Origin of the sequence: Mycolicibacterium frederiksbergense, from assembly GCF_012223425.1 — a bacterium.
GTDB lineage: Bacteria > Actinomycetota > Actinomycetes > Mycobacteriales > Mycobacteriaceae > Mycobacterium > Mycobacterium frederiksbergense.
Window position 1 is genome coordinate 2,116,849 of record NZ_CP038799.1, and the last position, 17,500, is coordinate 2,134,348.

General features: G+C 64.0%; 13 protein-coding genes and 2 pseudogenes. 7 read left to right on the top strand and 8 right to left on the bottom strand.

What is annotated here, in order from left to right; genetic code table 11:
* The first annotated feature begins 98 nt into the window (after positions 1 to 98).
* Positions 99 to 1,058: an IS481 family transposase gene (locus EXE63_RS13230; protein WP_168142302.1), complete on the top strand. Its 960-nt coding sequence runs from the start codon at positions 99 to 101 to the stop codon at positions 1,056 to 1,058.
* A gap of 11 nt (positions 1,059 to 1,069) precedes the next feature.
* Here the strand turns inward: EXE63_RS13230 and EXE63_RS32935 are convergent.
* From EXE63_RS32935 to EXE63_RS13240, 4 genes and pseudogenes are all read right to left on the bottom strand, one after another.
* Positions 1,070 to 1,284 (bottom strand): annotated as a pseudogene (locus EXE63_RS32935) (Mu transposase domain-containing protein); the annotation flags it as partial.
* 188 nt (positions 1,285 to 1,472) lie between these two features.
* Positions 1,473 to 3,125, bottom strand: coding sequence for a hypothetical protein (locus tag EXE63_RS13235; RefSeq protein ID WP_234904477.1), 1,653 nt, complete (start codon positions 3,123 to 3,125; stop codon positions 1,473 to 1,475).
* 87 nt (positions 3,126 to 3,212) lie between these two features.
* Positions 3,213 to 3,605: pseudogene (locus tag EXE63_RS33470) on the bottom strand (TniQ family protein); the annotation flags it as partial.
* 21 nt (positions 3,606 to 3,626) lie between these two features.
* Positions 3,627 to 3,887 carry a helix-turn-helix domain-containing protein gene (locus EXE63_RS13240; RefSeq protein ID WP_168142304.1) on the bottom strand — a complete coding sequence of 87 codons (261 nt, stop codon included), beginning with the start codon at positions 3,885 to 3,887 and terminating at the stop codon, positions 3,627 to 3,629.
* A 101-nt stretch (positions 3,888 to 3,988) separates the two neighbouring features.
* Between EXE63_RS13240 and EXE63_RS13245 the strand changes: the two genes are divergently transcribed.
* Positions 3,989 to 5,965 (top strand): TniQ family protein, encoded by a 1,977-nt coding sequence (locus EXE63_RS13245; protein WP_168142305.1) that lies wholly within the window; start codon positions 3,989 to 3,991, stop codon positions 5,963 to 5,965.
* A 320-nt stretch (positions 5,966 to 6,285) separates the two neighbouring features.
* Positions 6,286 to 8,100, top strand: a complete 1,815-nt coding sequence (locus tag EXE63_RS13250; RefSeq protein ID WP_168142306.1) for a zinc-ribbon domain-containing protein — start codon at positions 6,286 to 6,288, stop codon at positions 8,098 to 8,100.
* A gap of 74 nt (positions 8,101 to 8,174) precedes the next feature.
* Here EXE63_RS13250 and EXE63_RS33475 read toward each other — a convergent pair whose 3' ends face one another.
* From EXE63_RS33475 to EXE63_RS13270, 4 genes are all read right to left on the bottom strand, one after another.
* Positions 8,175 to 8,621: a DUF4189 domain-containing protein gene (locus EXE63_RS33475; protein WP_168142307.1), complete on the bottom strand. Its 447-nt coding sequence runs from the start codon at positions 8,619 to 8,621 to the stop codon at positions 8,175 to 8,177.
* A gap of 421 nt (positions 8,622 to 9,042) precedes the next feature.
* A complete protein-coding gene (locus tag EXE63_RS13260; protein WP_234904478.1) occupies positions 9,043 to 10,161 on the bottom strand; it encodes an AAA family ATPase in 1,119 nt (372 codons plus the stop codon).
* Positions 10,158 to 12,305: a TnsB C-terminal domain-containing protein gene (locus EXE63_RS13265; RefSeq protein ID WP_168142308.1), complete on the bottom strand. Its 2,148-nt coding sequence runs from the start codon at positions 12,303 to 12,305 to the stop codon at positions 10,158 to 10,160. Before EXE63_RS13265 ends, EXE63_RS13260 begins: the two co-directional genes overlap by 4 nt.
* Positions 12,302 to 13,042, bottom strand: coding sequence for a TnsA-like heteromeric transposase endonuclease subunit (locus tag EXE63_RS13270; RefSeq protein ID WP_234904479.1), 741 nt, complete (start codon positions 13,040 to 13,042; stop codon positions 12,302 to 12,304). The genes EXE63_RS13265 and EXE63_RS13270 overlap by 4 nt, the downstream gene beginning before the upstream one ends.
* An 825-nt stretch (positions 13,043 to 13,867) precedes the next feature.
* Here EXE63_RS13270 and EXE63_RS13275 point away from each other — a divergent pair.
* From EXE63_RS13275 to EXE63_RS13285, 4 genes are all read left to right on the top strand, one after another.
* On the top strand, positions 13,868 to 14,449 hold the full coding sequence (locus EXE63_RS13275; RefSeq protein WP_234904480.1) for a helix-turn-helix domain-containing protein: 582 nt from the start codon (positions 13,868 to 13,870) through the stop codon (positions 14,447 to 14,449).
* Positions 14,446 to 14,676 carry a hypothetical protein gene (locus tag EXE63_RS32940; RefSeq protein WP_234904481.1) on the top strand — a complete coding sequence of 77 codons (231 nt, stop codon included), beginning with the start codon at positions 14,446 to 14,448 and terminating at the stop codon, positions 14,674 to 14,676. The genes EXE63_RS13275 and EXE63_RS32940 overlap by 4 nt, the downstream gene beginning before the upstream one ends.
* An 8-nt stretch (positions 14,677 to 14,684) precedes the next feature.
* Positions 14,685 to 15,194: a helix-turn-helix domain-containing protein gene (locus tag EXE63_RS13280; protein WP_234904482.1), complete on the top strand. Its 510-nt coding sequence runs from the start codon at positions 14,685 to 14,687 to the stop codon at positions 15,192 to 15,194.
* A 406-nt stretch (positions 15,195 to 15,600) separates the two neighbouring features.
* Positions 15,601 to 17,499, top strand: coding sequence for a flavin-containing monooxygenase (locus tag EXE63_RS13285; RefSeq protein ID WP_168142310.1), 1,899 nt, complete (start codon positions 15,601 to 15,603; stop codon positions 17,497 to 17,499).
* Position 17,500 lies beyond the last annotated feature (1 nt).

Sequence of the window (17,500 nt, forward strand, 5' to 3'; positions counted from 1 at the left end):
GGCCATGACGTTGGTTGCGGGCGTGTTGGCTTGATGTGAAGAGAACCTCCGGGTGAGGTGTGGCTTGTCTAAGGCCCAGCACCAACCCGGAGGTTCTCGTGTCCCACCGTAATGCCCGCACCACGATGCATGGTCGAATGCTGATCGTCGAGCGGTATCAGCAGGGCTGGAAGCAAGCCCATACCGCCGAGGCGATGGGCATCTCCCGCAAATGCGTCCACACCTGGATCAGCCGTTTCGCCGCCGAAGGCGAAGCCGGACTGCAGGACCGATCCTGTCGACCACATCGCAGCCCGACCAAGACGCCTGCACGGGTCGAGCGCCAAGTGGTCGCTGCGCGCCGCAAGCATCGGCGCGGGCAGGACTGGCTGGGCCCTGAGCTGGGCATTCCTGCCCGAACTGTTGCCCGGATTTTGCGCCGACGCGATGTGCCCTACCTGCGTGATTGTGATCCGATGACCGGTGCGGTGATCAAAGCGTCCAAGGCGACGGCCCGGCGCTATGAGCGTGAGCGCCCAGGCGAACTGGTGCATGTCGATGTCAAAAAGCTCGGCCGCATCCCTGACGGGGGTGGTTGGCGCGCGCACGGGCGTAGCGAAGACGTCCGCGCCCGCGGCATCGGATACGACTACGTGCACTCGATGGTCGATGACCACAGCCGGCTGGCCTACTCAGAAATCCACGCCGACGAGAAGGGATCGACGTGCGCCGGGTTTCTCACGCGAGCGGCGCAATACTTTCAATCCCATGGTATTTCGCGCATTGAACGGGTGATCACCGACAACCATCTGAGCTATCGACGCTCAACAGCGTTCGCAGCGGTCGTCGATGAATTGAACGCCAGACATCTTTTCATCAAGCCGCACTGCCCATGGCAGAACGGCAAGGTGGAGCGCTATAACCGCACCCTGCAAAGCGAATGGTCCTACCGGCGGGTGTTCGCATCCAACACCGACCGCGCCCAAGCCCTTGCACCCTGGGTCGAGTTCTACAACACTCAACGACGCCACAGCGCACTCGACGGTCTACCACCAGTCAGCCGACTGCAACCAACCTGATGGCCGAGTACATCTAGAGCGGCACGCACGGTGACCATCCGTCCGATCACCTCAGGATGCATCGAATACGCGTTGCCGCCGAGGCTGACGTAACAGTCGCGGCCCAATCGTGTGGTCACCGCATGGGTGCGCCGGTTGGCGTACGTGCCCAGCCACTCGTGAGCTGGGCGATGAAATCAGCTGGTGAGGACAAGGTACGGCCGGGCAGAAACGACGTGTCGAGATATCACATCAACACTACTAGTAGTACTCTGCAGGGGCGTGCCCGGAAGTGGCTTATCGGAAGCGCCGACCGTATGGGTGTCGAGTTGGCCACGCACGAGCAGCATGTCTGCGTTAGTCGTCCCAGCTGCCCTTCCGGGCCCGCCCCATCAACTCTGGGCGACGACGATGTATCGGCGCGCGGCGACAGGCTTAACGACCGTGTTTGTCGTGAACTCGTATCCCGTAGGCTTGCAATGCTTTCCAGATTGTGCGCTTGGAGTATCCCAGGTCGTCAGCGATGGCCCGCATGCTTTGGTGCTCAATTACGTAGCGTCGGTAGAGTTCGCCGCGGTTAAGAACTTCCTGCACCTTAGGCCCGTACGTGCGTTCGTAGGCTCTCGCCGCTGGGGCTGGTGAGGTGACCAGGGCGTGACGGACGTAGCCGGTAGGCGTACCGAGTCGCTTGGCAGCGGCCGCTACCGACAGATGTCCGTCCCGAACGAGGTGGTGCAGCAATGCCATGTCGATGTTTAGAGCTGCGGTACCGGGTAGCGTCAGGTCGGCGATCAGTGCCGTGTCGGGGGTCCATGTGACGGGTTCGTCGGTGACGTGCTGAGAGGCGAGGAAATCGCCGGCATAATCATCGAGTGCTGCGGCCAGCTGAGGGGTGAGTTGGCGGCACAATCGCACGAGGAGTTGTGTGTCCACGGCGGCCGACCAGGGTTGTCCGGCAGTGACTCCGGGCATACCGCTGATGCGCTCGTAGAGGTAGAACCGCGCCGTGTCGATGCGTACCGCCCCCGTCGAGATACCTGCTGTAGTGCAGACGGTTCTCCAGTGTGCCTCGGTGAGCAGCCTGCGGTAGTTCAGCTGTCGCCGGCGGGTGTAGTCGATGGGCGGTTCGTGATCGGCGAGACGGTCGTGCAGCGCGATGATCGCTGAGCGAACGTCGGGCCAACAGGGTTGCCGGCTCAGGTCGTTGACGAAAACGTGGGCCGATTGTTTGGATTGGGAACTGTGCAGTGCGGTCAGCGCATGACTGAGCTGTTGGTGCGTTCCGGTGATGAGGACGGCCGCGGATAGCGCCTGGCGTGCCACTTTCTGGGTGTAGCGGGGCGGGGTCAGGCGCAGGCTCCAGTCTGCCCAGAGCATCGTGGGTAGCCGCCGCGCCATGGCGCTCTGAGACTGGGCAGTCGATGAGATCGGTGTACGCGGTTTGGCGGTGCCGATGCGGTAGTTCAGTTGTTTGCCGACACCCATTTCCGGTGCCAGCGCGGTGAGTTGGACCGCTTTGAGTACCGGTGTTTTCTTTCCGAGCGACAGGTTGGCGGCGACGAGAGTTGTGCCGCGGGCGCGACTGGCCGACAGCAGCATCAGGAATCGGTCACCGGCGGCGTCGATGGTGTCGGAAGTGAGGACGGCCAGCGCGCCGATGATGCCGGCGGCGGTGGTGGCGGCATCGGCAGGGACGTGGGAGCCCGTGTGATAGTCGGGTCCGGGTGTGCGGCGTTTGGCGTGTCGGTGGGCAGCGACGATATCGGCGGGTACGAGTGCGGTCAGCGCAGGCGATTCCGGTTCGATGAGGACACGCCGGGCCAGGCTTCGAATATCGGCCAGCGCTGCCCGTGCCGGCTGCGGGTGGGTGCGGTAGACCCCGAAGTCAGCGACGTCGTGCTCGATAATGTCGTTGACGATGTGTTGCGCTTCGACCGCGGGGTGCTGGTGCGGCAGCGCGCGCGTTGGCTGGTCGGCCAGTGGGGCGGTGCAGTACTGCTTGGTGCGGGTGTCGTTGGGCAGGGCTGAGCCCAGGCAGGTCCCGGGTTGCGGTATCAGTGTCGTCGGCAGCGGTTGCACGCGCTGCACCTGCTGGCATTGTGGACACCGATCAAGTAGTAGACATCGATGGAGTGGACACAGGAGCGTCCATCCCAGCCGCCATGCCAGTTGCCACCGCCCTGAGGTGTCGGCCAGGCATTGCGGGCAGTACCGCGATCCGTGCGTGCGTCCCCACGGGAACGGTGTGTAGGTGCCAGAGGCGGGTTCGATCCCGGTGGCGCGCCCGGCATAATGACTCAAAGTCATCGCGTGAATGTCGGTAACAGCAGCGCCGGTGACGTGAGCTATCGATGCAGCTTCCTCATCGGTCACGCGCAGAGTGAGGCGATAGGTGAATCGGCGCGGCCGCTTTCTGCCTGCACGAGGATCGGGTGCGGGCAGCAGCACGTCGAGCAGTTCGCCCCATTGCGCGCGGTGACGGTGGGCCAGGGCCTGCAACCAGGATTCCAGGGACTCGCCGGGCAGCGGGGCGACTCGCAGGGGAAGGGTGCTGGCGGTGGGGCTCATGGCCCGTCCGGCCTGAGGCCTTTAGGTGATGCCGTCGACGAGATCGACCACGGTGACATCGAGGGCTTGGGCGATGTCGAAGAGGCGCTCATGCAGAATGCCGCGCCGGCCGTGCACAACATCCATGAGCACGTTGCGCGACACCCCGGAGCGCTCGGCCAGTTCTTCGAAGGTGAAATCGTTCTCGACGCGCAGGCGGTTGATGCGCACACCGATTCTGCGCCGCCGTGTCTCCCATGCCGCGACCCGTTTCGGGTCGTTCTGATGGGGGCGGGTCGGCACACCTTCAAGTAGTCAACGCCCACTACTAGAAGTCAGCCCTACAAGTAGGGCAATCTGAGATGTGACCTTTGCAGACGCCTGATGCATGCGAGGTGGATCACATGACGCCGACGGAATTACGGGCCCTTCGCACGGCCGGTGGCGGACAGTCCCCGCCGCTGCGGACATTGCCACTGCGCACCATGCCGGTACCCGGTGAAGCGCTTGATTCTTGGCTGCAGGCCCTCGCCCACCACAGTGACGCCACCTGGGGCGACATCGGGACGGCCACCGGATACCTGGCGGGCCGCGCTACCGGGGCACGCCAGCCGATCACCACAATCACCGCCGCGCAAATGACCGCCCTGGCCTACACGACCGGTATCACCCCGCAGACGCTGTGGGCGATGACCCCAGCATCCCAACTGCCGGTGCCATACGCCATGGCCGCCATCCGAACGCTGCTGATGCCGGGCTCACGGTTCTGCCCGCGATGCCTTCGAGACAATGGCGGTCTGTGGCCGTTGTGGTGGCGTCTGCGGTGGGCGTTCGCCTGCCCCACCCATCACTGCCTGCTCACCGATTGCTGCCCGTCGTGCCGACGCCGGCAGCGCATCGAAGCGCCACCGATGAACCTCGTCCCCCAACCCGGCAGGTGTGACCGCCCAGCACTAGGCGGGCGTCGCAGATCTACTCCCCCGCGGTGCGGTGCCCTGCTGTCCGACGCCATAACCGCCGATGCGCCGGTTGACAGCGCCGTGCTGAGTGCGCAACGTCGGATCCTGAACGTCATTGCGGCCGGAGTTGCCTCTGGAGGTATCTACGGTGACGGTTCGGTAAGCGCGCTGACCTACGTTACGGATCTGCGCGTCCTCGGTGAACAGCTACTGCAACACGCCACGTGCAGCCCAAGTTCACCCGGCAACCTGAACGCCGCGCCGACATGGGCACTGAACAGGGACAGCACCTGTGCCGACACCACCGCACTCGGCGCTTCGCTGGCCGTCCCGATCCTCGACTGCGACAGCCCGGATCAAGCGGCACAGCTGCTGCGCACAGTGCTAGTGCCGCAAGCCCATCACGCTGTTGCGCGCCACCTGCGCACCCATATGGTTAGCGGTGCCTTAACACCAGCCGGCCTCGGACTGGAGTGCGCGGGTGGTCCGGTCCAGCAGCTCCGGGCCGTCATCAGCAGCCAATCTGCGGGGCGGTGTTCATCGGATCGGTATCACGGCGTCCCGGCGCTCGTGTGGCCAGCAGTCGCTTATCGTTTTGCCCTGCCGGGGTTAGGTTTTGAACGGCTCCGGCATGCGTTGAGCGTCGCCCTGATCTTGGTCGGTAGCCCGATCAGCCTGGAGGAGACCTGCGCACGGCTAGGCAATCCGTATCCGCCGCGCAGCGTCACACGTGCGCTGCAGCACCTGCACGCCCACCCGGGGTGGTCGTACTGCCTCGCCACCCTATCCCGCCTCGCCGACGACATTGATCGGACGCCACCACCGATCGACTACGCCCGCCGACGCCAACTCTCCTATCAAGAGTTACTTCCCGACGCGGCATGGCGTGACATCAGTTGGCAGCAAGGAGTATTGGCGGGGCGTGGTGTAAAGGTCCAGCTGCACCGGTGCTGGTTGTTCGAGCGCCTCACTGGCTCCCCCGCAAGGCACTGTCTCCACGCCATCAACTCCCCGAAGTTCGCCTCGGCGTTGGCGGTGTTGCCGCGCGAACTGCCCCCGGACGTTGTAGCCACGCTCGTCGAGGTCGGCAGGATGTTCCTCGACGACCAGGGTCTGCATCGTGAGCCGGTGTCGTGGCAGCCCAGCCTCCCAGCTGCGGTCGGCGGACCAGTGCACTGGAGCGCCGCCTCGATCGCCCGACTGCATCGCATGATCGTCACCGAGGGTCGGTCGATGACGGTGGCAGCCGGCGCACTGAACACCACCGCTGGTGTCATCCGGTCGGTTCTTGGCGACCATCCCCCACCGCGAGACTCCGTGGGATGGGATGCACGGGTACCGACCGCACTCCCTCGATGTTCCGCGCGCGCCGCGCACTCCCCTGCGACGTGCTCGAAAAACTCTACGAAGCCCAGGGACTGAGCTTGGCGCAGATCGCGGCGCGCACACAAGTGTCGCGCAGTGTCGTGGCCTCACTTGCTCATGAGTACGGACTCGCGTTGCGTCCGGCACACCGACGGCCGTGCAGCCAGGCACTCACACCAGCACGGCTATGAGCGTTGAGCGACGTCCTGGTCTCGACCTCAGCGTATAAACCTGGTCGTCGCGGGTTCGAGTCCGTGAAGGCACGCGTGTGAAATGCCGGCGCACCGGCGAACACGCGAGTGAGACGGTGTTCGTTTCCGGCCTATGCAGTAGCCGGCACATACATTTTTGGACCCTGAAGGGCGACAATCTGTGCAATGACCGCGATTCTGAAGCCGCGTCCGGGGCAATCGCTGGCTGATCTGTGCCCGGAGGTGGCCGCGGAATGGCACCCGACGCTCAACGGTGACATGACGCCCTATGACGTGAGGGTGGGTTGCAACGCCGAGGTGTGGTGGCTGTGCGCGACGTGCGGCCATGAGTGGCCGAACAAGGTATACAAGCGCGGTACTGCCGGTCGCGGGTGCCCGCCGTGCGGCATAGCGCGGCGGACAGCGGCACAGGCCCAGCCCCGGCCCGGCGAGTCACTTACTGACGCCGCCCCTGCTATCGCTGCCGAATGGCACCCGACACTCAACGGTGAACTGACACCCGACCAGGTGCGCGTCGGCAGCGGAAAGCTCGCCTGGTGGAAATGCGCACAATGCGGCTACGAATGGCAGACCGCAGTCAACAAGCGTGGCCGTGGCGGCAGCGGATGCCATAAATGTGCGGTCGCGCGCCGCGCAACCCTGCGCTCTACTCCTAAACCCGGCCACAGCTTCGCCCACGAGTTTCCCGAACCGGCTGCCGAATGGCACCCGACCCTCAACGGGGAGCTGACAGCGTTCGACGTGCGGCCGGCAAGCCAGAAACGCGTGTGGTGGCTGTGCACGGCCGGTCACGAGTGGAACGTATCGCCAGCTAATCGCCAACGCGGCGAACAGTGCCCGGACTGCGACGAGGCGCGGCGGGCGATCGCGAAGGCGACACCGAAACCGGGCCGGTCGCTGGCTGACCTGTGTCCCGCCGTCGCCGCGGAGTGGCACCCGACGCTCAATGCGCCACTGGCTGCCGCTGACGTCAATCCTGGTGCCAGGAAGAAATATTGGTGGCAGTGTGCGGCTGCCGGACATGTTTGGTCCGCGCCGCCGTACAAGCGCGTCGACCGTGGGGATGGATGCCCTCAATGCGCGACGATCGGTGTCTCGGCTCGCCAGCTTCGCCTTCAGTACGAGCTGGCCGCGGCCGGTTTGGCAGTGGCCCACGGCCACCCGCCCATACCCGTTCCCCACCGGCGTGCGGTCCGTGCCGACATTGTGGTGCCTGAGGTGCGCCTCATCGTTGAGTACGACGGTGTGAGATTCCACGCGACGCTAGACCGGCGCGACCGAGAGCAGACGGCTGCCTTGAACGCAGTCGGGTGGACCGTGCTGCGGGTGCGCGAGTTGCCTTTGCACGGGCTCGGTGGGCACGAGGTGTTCGTAGAGCCGACCGAGAAAATCAAATCGGTGACTGTGAAAGTGCTGCGCGCACTTGCAAATATGGGCTACACCGCCGAGCGTTTCGCCGACTACATCAGCGACCCGCAGCTGTGGGCCGAAGCCGAGGCCAATAAAGCGATCCATAGATATCGCACCTACAGCCTCGCGAGCGAGTTCCCAACTATCGCTGCCGAATTGCACCCGGACAAGAACAACGGCATCACCGCCGACCGCATACATCCCGGAAGTCATACCAAGTTCGTGTGGATCTGTTCAGACTGCTCCCACGAGTGGTCGACTACGGTGCAGTTGCGCACGACAGGCAGTGGCTGTCCCAAATGCGGCTACCGGACGGTGGCGCGCAAGCTGTCGGTGCCACAGCCGGGCGCGTCCTTCGCCGACCTGTTCCCGGACGCTGCACTGGAGTGGCATCCCACCCGCAACGGTGAGCTAACTCTGAATCAACTACGGCCGGCGAGCAACGCCCGCGCGTGGTGGCTCTGTGCGCGCGGACACGAATGGGAGGCCGTGGTCAGCACACGCCGAAAGAGCCGCTGTGGCGAATGCCGCAGGATTGACCGACGTCGACAATCCTGGCGACGAGTTTGAAACTGCGGGTGCCAGACAATGCTGTCTCCCCCGAGGGCGAGCGCCGGACACTTCGATGGCCGGCGACGCTTCCTTCAAACGGCTTGCCTGAACAGATCATCGACGCACGTTTGCGTGCCGAGTCGGGGTGCTGAAGGTCGCGTACAGCTTGGGGACGTGGTCGCGTCTAATTTCCAGGGGGCTCCGAGCAGCGTCCGCCGAGCGCTTGCCCTCCGGGGTGCAGCGTTCATGGCTGCAGTAGCGGCGGCGTTCGGATCGGGGCCGACGCCGCTGACCATACTGCCGTCGGGCGCGAGCGCGATCGCTGCGCACGCGTGGTACGCCCTGGCGATAATCTCGCACGTGCTGTTGGTGCCGGCTACGCATTGAGCCATAGCAATTCGGTCAGCTTCACCTTGGCTTGCTGCACCGCCGTAAGCCGCTCCGGCTGTGGGGAGGCCCGGTGAGGCGGCGAGCGCGACGTAGTCATTTCCAGGTGTCGCAGCCAGGCAAGTACTCAAGTTGTTCGGATCGACGTACATACCTTCAGGGCACCGACCCGGTGCACCCGGACCGAACCCATTGCCGGTGTTGGACGGCAGGGGTGCCGGAATGCTGACCGGAGGTGGCGGACTAAAGATCGGAAACGACGGAATATAACGACGGAATATACGGACGGTCTAGCTTGGGTCCCTGATAGATGGGATTGAAGTAGTCCCCACTTGGGCTCGTGAGGCATTTCTCGTACCCAGGCCCGTCTCATAGCAAAACGGGCCAGCGCCCGCAACACCAGTTGAGAGTGCGAAGCCTGTCGTCGCGATCATGGGCGTCAGGAGCAGCATGCGCCGTGCACGACGCTTCGGACGTGGGCCGGCTCGATGTGTCACGGCGATCAGCTTAGGCAATGCGTCCTGTCCTGCGACGCGCTGTTGGGCAAATCGATTGCTCGGTCGCACCCCGGGTCTAGCTGGCGTATTTCTCCATGATGCGGGTGGCGTGGGGGCGGGTGCTGTAGGCGGTGGTGAGTTCTTTTCTGGCGCGTTCGGCGGCGCTGTCGATGGTGATGCTGTCGAACAGTTTCTTCGATAGCGCTTCGGTCTTGGTGTAGATCGCTGCTGCGCAGGCGCGCCGCAGTAGTGCCGACAGTGATCCGATGTGGCCGTCGGTGCGCCGGTAGAGGTAGTCGGCGTGCTCAACGAGGATGCCTTCGCGGTGGCGGGTCAGCACGATGCGGTGGTCGAAGCTGGCCAGCAGTTCCCGCCACGCGCGTTGCTCGCGTCCGGGGGTGTTCTTGAACCCTTCGAAGCCGTATTCGGTGGTGTTGCGCGCCAATTGGGCCAACGCTTCCTGGGCGGTACCGGCGCGCAGGAGGCCGCGCTCGGAGATGCCGATGCCGATCATGATGACCGTCAGCGGGAACTCGTTAGCGATGAATTTGAAGTGATTGTTCAGCTCAATCCCTCCGTCGCGCTGCCAGTGCAGGAAATGGATGTCATCGACGAGCAGCAGCCGGGTCTCACACAGTCGGACGAGGTCGAGGGCTCGGCGGCCGAGTTCGTCGACGTTGCCGGTGCGGCGGGTGGGGTGGCCGCAGAAATCACAGATCGCTTTGTTGAAAGCGGTCATGCCGGTGTTGCCGCGCATCCCGACCCGGATGACGGGATGGCGTTCGTCGCCGGCGGCGGTGAAGGGGCCGTTGCGGCGGACCTCCTGCTCGTGAAATGTTTTGGCGAAGGCGTTGACGGTGGTGCTCTTGCCCAGCCCGGGTAGCCCGTCGATGGCGACGGCGTCTTTGGCTTGCCAGCCGTCTTTGGTGGCGTCAGCGTCCATGACGATGGTGAGTTGGTCGTGGATCTTTTTGGCTTGTGGGGTGAAGAAGGGGCCGAGATTGTTGTGCCAGGTGTTGCGCAGCACTCGGTAGTCGTCGGAGGCACTTGCGCTGAGCCTGTTGAGTGCGCGGGTCGAAAGCTGTTCGGGTTGTTCACGTTTAGGGGCATTAACGTAAGCGAGCCAACCTTCTTTGCCCGCGAGGGTGACGTTGTCCAGGCCGGTCATGTTCAGCTTCGTCGCGTGGGTGCTCACATGTCCTCCATCAGCCGGTAGGTCGCCGCGGTGTCATCAAACTCGTCGTCGAGATCACCTTCTTCGTCTTCGTGCACATCGAGCTCGTCGACGAAGGCTTCGATCGCATCGCTGCGCGGTACCGACCGCGCACGTCGACGACGCTTGTTGGCTTTCTGCCTGTTTTCTGCCAGCGCGTCCAGATCGGCGGCCAGGGAGGACTGCTCGCGGGAAAGCCGAAGGGCGGCGTTGCGTTTCTCGGTATCCAACGATTGACTGAGTGAGCGGCGATCCAGCATTGCAGCGACCGCCAGCCGGTCATCGACGGCGCGGGTGTCGGTGCGCAGGATCTCGCGGACGAAGTCCAGGCCTTCCTCGGACATGGGCAGGTCTAAGGCCCGGCCCATGTCCCAGGTCAACGGTTTCCATTCCCCGGAGGTCTTGTGGTCGTAGAAGTAGACGGTGCGGACATCGTCGGGGTTGACCCGGATCGGCCAGCGCCCCTTCTTGAGGGTGTAGGGGCTGGCTTCGCCGGGCGGGTAGACGTCGAGGACTTCGCCTTTGTAGACGCGGCGTCGAATGACGATCCCTTCTGGGCGGCGTTTGACCCAGACCAGGGGCAGGAAGTTCAAGGCCAGTTGCGGGTCGCGGGGTGCTTCGAGGTAGCCGGCCATCTGGACTCCGCGAGCGAACATCTGCGCCGGGCTCAACCCCAGGTTCCAGAGCTCCGGTTCGCCGATGCCGTTGTGGGGGCGATTGTGGTAGACGTCGGCGATCCATTCGCGCAGGAGAGCTTCCATCTCGGAGATGAAGTAGAAGCTGTCGTGTTCGGGATGCAGACCGCGCGAGTAGATGTCGGGGCCTTTGTAGCCGGGCAGCTCTTGTAAGAACAGCGTGCGGACGGTACCGAAGAAGCGTTCCACCGGTCCTTTGTCCCAGGGGATTTTCACCCGCGCCGGGGCCAGGGAGATGCCCATGCTTCGGCACACACCGAGCATGGCCGAGGAGACGAAGATTTTGCCGTGATCGACGAGCAGGTTGTCGGGCACGATGGCCGGTGTCGCCGCACCCAGGGCACTGCCTGGATCGAGGGTGTCGCGGTCCACCCAGACGTTGCGTGGTACACCGTGGGCTGGCCACACCGCCCTCGCGGGCCAGTCCGGCCCTGCGGGTTTGGGGCGGAAACACTCGTACAGGGCGGCCATGGCATCGATAGCGCGGGTGGTCGGGGTCAAGCGCAGGCCGATGATGCAGCGGCTGTACCAGTCCATCGCGACTGTCAGATCGAGGCCGACGTACTTCAGGGTTTGGGGATCCATGGCGTAGACGTCCAGGCGGGTGGTGTCCATCAGGACGTACTCCCCCGGCCGAGTCGGCAACAGCTTGCCGTACACACTCTGTGGCCGCCCGGCGACGTCACGGGTGTGCTTGGTCGAACCGGTAAACAGCGGCGCCAGCTTCTCTTCCTGTCTGAGTATTCGGCGCGCTGTTGCATCGGAGGGCAGACAAATGCCGCCGGGTCCGTACCGGGCGATAAGCCGTGCGTTGGTGTGCGCGATGATCAGAGACTGCGTGGGCTTCGATCGAAACGTGAACTCTGCTTTCACTTCCCGTGCGGCCTGCACCCATCGCGGGTCCTGCCGGCTCCCTAGACCCGGAGCGACAGAGCGCATAGAGATCAGCCCGGGTTCGCCTCGCGCGGTGTATTCGCTCATCCAACGGTCCAGCGTCCGCTTAGGCCACTTCATCTCCTTGCATTTAGCCCTGACACGTTCCCCCTTGGGCCGTTCCGGCCGATACTGCGGCCGAGGCTCCCCAGGATCGGGAAACTCTGGGCTACCCGATTTGTACCCGGTCAGCACTTCCCGGATGTGCGCGGCTTTGGCACGCGCTTCACGACGGCATTCTTCTGACGCGGCGTCCCACAGGACATCGATCGGATCCCCGAGATCACACGTGATCGGTAGGAGATCCTCACCAAGGATGCGCACGTTCGCCGCGAAAAGAACGTATTCCATCGCGAACCTGCACAGGTCACCCGTTCGTAGGTCTTCTGCAGCGATCTCGGGAAGGCCGTCACCACCATGCGTTTTCACGATCCGGAACAGGTCGTTGCCGTCCCGGAAGGTCGTGCCCGCACCCACCCGCACGCCTGCGAAGCTCATGCTGGCAACTTGAGGATCGTGCTGGGTTGCAGCGGTTGTTGGATGTCGAAGGTTAGCTCATGCCGCCAGAGCAGGTGTAGTAGGGAACTGCGCACAAGCGCTCGGCTCCGGTGCGCGAACTGACCTTCGATGTCGCGTAACGCTTTCCCTGACAGTTCATCCCGACAGACGCGGAGTTCAGCGACAATGGTGTGGTTTATCAGCCACTCGCGGCGGTAGCCGGACAGGAACCGCACATTGTCCAAGACACCCGGCGGAGGTTCGGTGGACACGACATACGACCAGCCCAGCGACTGCACCACCCGTCGAGTCCACGCAGCCAACAGTTGGTGCTTGTCCTGGGCGTAGCGCTCGGCACGCATGACATCGACGACGACGGGGCCCTCATCGGTGCCGAGTAGATAGTCGAGCGTGTGACGAACCAGCGTGCCGTTCACCGACACCTCGAGCAGGAAGGGTTGGGCCACGATGCGGTGCACGTGCGGATCGAAGTCCGCGATCATCAGAGTCGCCTTTTCCAAGCGTGACTCGTGCGGCACCAGCTCACGCTCTGTGGCTGACCAATACTCCCCGGAATAGTGCCGTTGACCCGCATACCACCGGAAGATCCGCACCGGCCGGCCGCCATACAGCTCAACGGGTTGCGCCGATGTAGCGGCGCCCGCACGCAAGCTACCCTCTGCGGTCTTGAATGTGAGGACCGCAGAGCCGACATCAACCTCGGGCTCGCACACCATGTCAGGGCTCCCTGCACGAAGCAGGCTCAGATGCAATCTTGCTCGCATGGCGAGTGATTCTCAAGAGAGAAACCCAGCGACGCCATGTTTGATCCAGCACCGGCTTTGCGCCTACCGAGCAGGCGCGCACTCGCCGCAAAGCGATCATGTTCCCGGTGGTGGGAATTTGGCCCTCCTCGGGTCCACGGCACCGCGGTGCTGCAGCTCGGCGGCCCACGATTCCCATGTCGAACCAACACCCCGGGCACCAGCGTCCTCCAGCGGTGCTGATCGTGCCTTCACGCGCAATCCTGGTTGGCATCGAGGCCGGCGCATCGCCGCCTCCCATCACTTGCATGAAAAGGAAGTCAGCCCTACTAGTAGTAGTGTGAGCATCTACGACGCGTCCATTTCGTGTCCAGGAGTGCCATGGCTGAAAGCAGGAGTGGATCCGACAAACGTCGGCTCACTGAGCTGGTCGGGATTCGTCTGCTTCCTTCCGAAGGGGGTGCACTCGAATGGCATGCAGACCGCGAAGTTCATCGCTCGGTCCAGTCGTGGATGCGTACGGTACTGGAGCCCTACCTGCGTCAGTCACCAGTTGACGGCCTGCCCCATCAATCTGATATCCACGTCGACCAATCCAACGTGATCGACCTTCACACGCGCACGACTCACAACCCACGTCAACTGAATCGTCGTACGCGAAAGTCACCTGACGGCAGGGAATTCCGATCCGTAGAACAGCGCCAAGTACGCGGGTGTACAACGGTGTTCCGGGTTAGCCGCGGCAGGAAAGATCAACGTTGTCGCACGAGCGCCAGAGGCTGATAGCGAGGGGTGATTGTGGACTATGAACTGGACCAGCTGCTGCATGAACACTTCGGTATTGAAACTAGCGATTTCATCGCAGCCCTGAAAGCGCTCCCGGTGCTCCGGCCGTGGGCCGCGGCTCTGACCGAGACAGAGGCACACCTGCTCGATGATTCAGACTTCACCGAAGGATGTGCGGTGCTGCTCGTCACCGCCGTTACCCGGACCGCCGGTCGGCTTGCCCAGCTTGTCGCCGCATCGTTTACCACCGACGAGGTGGCCCGCGGCCTTGGCGCAAGTACAACGCAGGTTCATCGCAAGCGGCGCACTGGCGAGCTTTGGGCTGTCCCTCGCGGGCGCACATGGGGATTTCCGGCGTTGCAGTTCGACGTGGACATGAACGGTGTTCCGCGTCGGCAAGTACACGGGCTGAGTCGGGTGTTCGCAACGCTGCCTCGGGATCTTCATCCGGTCGCCGTAGCGGAGTTTTTACATACGCCGCAGCTAAGCCTGTTCACCGACCACGCGGTCACAGCTGTGGAGTGGCTGCGCGGCGGAGGCCCGGTTGAACACGTTATCGCTGCGGCCGCAGGCTACGACTGGCACTCCGCATGACCGCGGACGATTCCAGCGATATGGGGCGAATGACCGAACTCTATGTCGTGGTGCCTGCGGCGCCCGATGAAGCCTGCGGCCGGATTCCTGACAGCCTGCCGGTGAACGATCCCGAACGCGCTCTGTTGGAGCGTGCCCTCCGCGAAGCCGGCCTAGCGATTCTGGCGGTGGACTCTCACATCCCCCATCGGCATCCGTCGACGATCGCCCGCCTTCACGGGAGGTGATAACTGCGGTGGTCAACGCTGCCACCGACGACGAGCTAAACAGGCTGTGGTCGGCGGTGGCAGACTCCAACGACGACGATTTGGACTCGACGTTCTGGGGGCTGGCGCCGGACTCTGCCACAGTCGCCCATGCTGCATTCTCAGACCTGCAGGATCAGTTCGCGGCGCGCCGCGTTCTCTCGGACGCAAGCATCAGTCGGGAAGAAGCCGCCCGGTTACTTGACGTGGCGCCCCAAACGATTACCGCCAAGCTGGGCGCACACAAACTGGTGGGCATCAAGGTCGGGCGGGAATGGCGACTGCCACTGTGGCAGTTCGATCCCGACTCCCCTTCCTGCGTTCTGCCCGAACTCGACGTGCTGCAATCGGTATTTCCCGGCGGAGTCGTCAGCCTGTCGGTCTGGATGCAGCGTGAACAGCCTGAGTTTGGTGGCCGTCGGCCTCGGGATGAGATGGCGCTGTGCGGCGCCGCCGCCGTGATCGCTTTCGCACAGTCACTGACCGCCGCCGCGCGCTGAACCAACTCGACCCGTCCACCCGCCGGCGGCGTGGGGATCCCATGCAGGCCGCGTGCATGTCAACACACTGTTCGTGTGGCCGCGCCTTAAACGCCGCACCAGAAGAACGAAAGGTTCCTACTGAAGTTCTCTGCAGAGCAACATATTTGGATTCGGCGACGATCAGAGTCACTACGAAGGCGCGGCGACCGGTTGGTGCTGGCAGCACTAAGGCGCAGCAACCGAGCCCACCGAGCGTGTCGGTGGTCTGACGACCCCAAAGGTCAGCTACATAACTTGTCATCCAGATGGCAACGTTGCCATCGGTTGCCATCTCAAATGACAAATTGCCAACCACTTTGACAATCGACAGCGCGGCCGGCACCACCCTTGCCCTATAACGCAACGCGCCGTAGCGTAACTCACCGTGACCCGCAGCTTCCACGCCGGACAGCCGTTTGACACCTCCGACGCCGACATTGCCGCGGCGCTCGAAGGGGTCAGCATCCCCACCCTGCTGCTGTCGCTGGTGCACATCACCGGTGACCCGCGCTTCATCCGCGACTACAAGCAGGCCGGGCTGTTCCTCAACGAAGTGCAGGGCTTCATGTCCGAGGAGGACAAGGCCCGCGCCCGCGCCGAGGCGTTACCGATCGTCGCCGCGTACCGTGACCGCGGCTGCCCGATCCCGGATCCGCTGTCCCCGGAATTGGTCCGGGAGATGCTCGACTGGGCGGCCTGCGAACACGTCGGCGAGGACAACCTGCCGCTGGTGCTCGAAGAACTCGACCTCGACGGCGTCGATCCGCGTCGGCCCGCCAGACTCGACGACACCGGGGACTTCCATGTCATCGTGATCGGCGCCGGCGAGTCCGGAGTCCTGGCCGGTGTGCGCCTCAAGCAGGCCGGCATCCGATTCACGATCCTGGAGAAAAACTCCGGCCCCGGCGGAACCTGGTGGGAGAACAGTTATCCCGGCGCCCGCGTCGACGTCGCGAACCACTTCTACTGCTACAGCTTCGAACCCAGCAACCACTGGGACCACTTCTTCGCCGAGCAGCCCGAGCTGCGCCAGTACTTCGCCGACGTGGTCGCCCGCCACGACCTCGGTCCGCACATCCGGTTCAACACCGAGGTGCGTTCCGCCAGGTGGGACGGCGACCTCTGGACGATCGACACCAGGAACGAAACCTTCACCGCCAACGCCGTCATCACCGCCGTCGGCCAGCTCAACCGACCGAGCGTCCCGGACTTCCCGGGCGCGGAAACCTTTGCCGGCCCGTCCTTTCACTCCGCAGCATGGGACCACAGCGTCGATGTCACCGGTAAACGCGTCGCGCTGATCGGGGCGGGCGCGAGCGGCTTCCAGATCGCCCCCGCCATCGCGGACAAGGTGGAGCACCTGACGGTGTTCCAGCGCACCGCGCAGTGGATGTTCCCCAACCCGATGTATCACGAACCCGTCGCGGACGGCGTGCGCTGGGCCATGGAACACCTGCCCTACTACGGCCGCTGGTACCGCTTCCTGCTGCTGTGGCCCGGCGCCGACAAGGGCCTGGACGCCGCGATCGTCGACCCGGACTATGCAGACCAGACCAACGCGGTCAGTGAGATCAACGCCATCGCCCGGATCATGTTCACCGACTGGATCACCACCCAGGTCGGCGACGACCCGGACCTGCTGGCCAAGGTGCTACCCGACTACCCGGCGACCGGCAAGCGCACCCTGCAGGACAACGGCAGCTGGCTCAGCACCCTCAAGCGCGACCATGTCGACCTGATCCGCACTCCGATCGAACGCATCACCCCGACCGGCGTCGTCGCGGCCGACGGCACCGAGTACGCGGCCGATATCATCGTGTACGCCACCGGTTTCCGCGCCACCGAGGTGTTGTTCCCGATCACCGTCACCGGCCGCGACGGCGCCGATCTGCACGAGGTGTGGGGCCGTAGGCCCTACGCCTACCGCAGCATCGCGGTGCCCGGTTTCCCGAACTTCTTCCTGACCTACGGCCCGGGTGCGCACCTCGCCCACGGCGGCAGCCTGATCCTGAACTCCGAGCTGCAGATGCGCTACATCAACTCCTGCCTGCAGCACCTCATCACCGAAAAGCTACGGACGCTGGAGCCCCTCCCGGAGCCGACCGCGGAATGGCACCGGCGTTCCCAGGAGGAGATCCGCAAGACGGTATGGGCGCATCCCTCGATCAAACACTCCTACTTCAAGAACGCCGACGGCGAGATCCATACCGTCAGTCCGTGGCGGCTGAGCACCTATCACGCCGCCGTGTACGAACCCGTCTGGTCGGATTTCCGGGAGGAATGAG